Annotated in this window: 3 protein-coding genes; all 3 read right to left on the bottom strand. The window is 64.7% G+C overall.

Annotated features, from left to right (window positions below; all coding sequences use genetic code 11):
- Nucleotides 1–367, bottom strand: a 367-nt coding sequence (locus HLH48_RS22785; protein WP_182999723.1) for a lytic transglycosylase domain-containing protein, incomplete at its 3' end; no start/stop codon positions are given.
- Entirely contained in the window at nucleotides 364–960 is a 597-nt protein-coding gene (locus HLH48_RS22780; RefSeq protein ID WP_246387741.1) for a hypothetical protein, read from the bottom strand. The genes HLH48_RS22780 and HLH48_RS22785, both read right to left, overlap by 4 nt.
- A partial coding sequence (locus HLH48_RS22775) for a DUF736 family protein (RefSeq protein WP_182999722.1) occupies nucleotides 957–1,112 on the bottom strand: 156 nt, incomplete at its 5' end. The genes HLH48_RS22780 and HLH48_RS22775, both read right to left, overlap by 4 nt.

Here is a 1,112-nt window from a genome sequence, read left to right as displayed (position 1 = left end):
CATAGCGGGCGGGACCGGCATTGTAGGCGGCGAGGAAACCCGCATCGCCATAGCGGTCGTGCAGCCATCGCAGATAGGCTGTCCCGGCCACGATATTATCATGCGGATCGAAGGGATCGGCACCCAGGTTGAGATCGTGCCGGAGTACCCGCCAGGTGTCGGGCATAAGCTGCATCAGCCCCATGGCGCCGACACCCGAAATCGCGCCACGGTCGCCCCCGCTCTCGGCGGTGATGACAGCCCGAACCCATGCGGGCGGGATCGCATTCCGCTCCGCCGCCTGACGCACGAAACCATCGAAATCCTGTGCGCGGACAACGGCCGGGAAGAGCATGAGCACGCTGCCGATAAGAGAACGGCGCTTCATGGCGACCGCCCCTGTCCGTCCTTCTGCTTCTGGCGGGGTGAGCGTGGCGCAGACGATGACGTACTGTCTCCGGGCAACAGAAATTTCCGCTGCCATACGCGCCATGCATCCGTGACAGCGCCAGTGCCGGGAAACAGATCGTCCAGTTCATCTTCGGGACGCGCGCCGAGCATCTCGAACAGCCAATGACAGACGGCTTGCGGCTTCGCGCCTGTCAGCCCGCGGCGCAGCGTGATGCTTTCCTGGATCCAATCGCGCATCACGAGGCGGTGGCTGACGACGGGCTTGCGCACGGGTTTGACGATCACCGGCTCCCACGCATAAGCCACCGGCACGTTGCGCTTGAAGGCGGCAAAGCCCTTCACCCAGGCCATCCAGCGCGCCCCCGTTGTCGCGACCAGCGGTGCCAGCACGGCGAAGGACTCCGGCGTCGCACCGGCATGGAGAGCCCAGCCGTCATAGTCGCGTTCCAAACGTTCGATCAGCATGACATGATCGACCTCGCCTGCATAATCGGGCTGGTGGCGATAGAGATGCGCGCAGCCGATATAGGGCGGGTCGGCATAGCCGATCCGAAGCGGCCGGGCGGTCATTCCCGACCTCCCGGACGTTTTGCGGGACGGTTCCAGACCAGTTGCCATTCGCTCTTGCCGCGCCCGGTCTGGAACAGCGTGGCGCGGATCGGCTGCATGAAAACGGGATCGTCCAGGGCGACGGAGATATACTCGCCAGCCCGTTCGCCGAT

It is taken from the genome of Gluconacetobacter sacchari (genome assembly GCF_014174255.1).
GTDB classification, from domain to species: Bacteria; Pseudomonadota; Alphaproteobacteria; order Acetobacterales; family Acetobacteraceae; genus Gluconacetobacter; species Gluconacetobacter sacchari.
Note: the sequence above shows the minus strand (reverse complement) of the source record. Positions and strands in the feature narration are given on the sequence as shown.

Excerpts from the sequence above, each read along its gene's own strand:
- HLH48_RS22780 (WP_246387741.1), bottom strand. The coding sequence starts at position 960 with ATGACCGCCCGGCCGCTTCGGATCGGCTATGCCGACCCGCCCTATATC.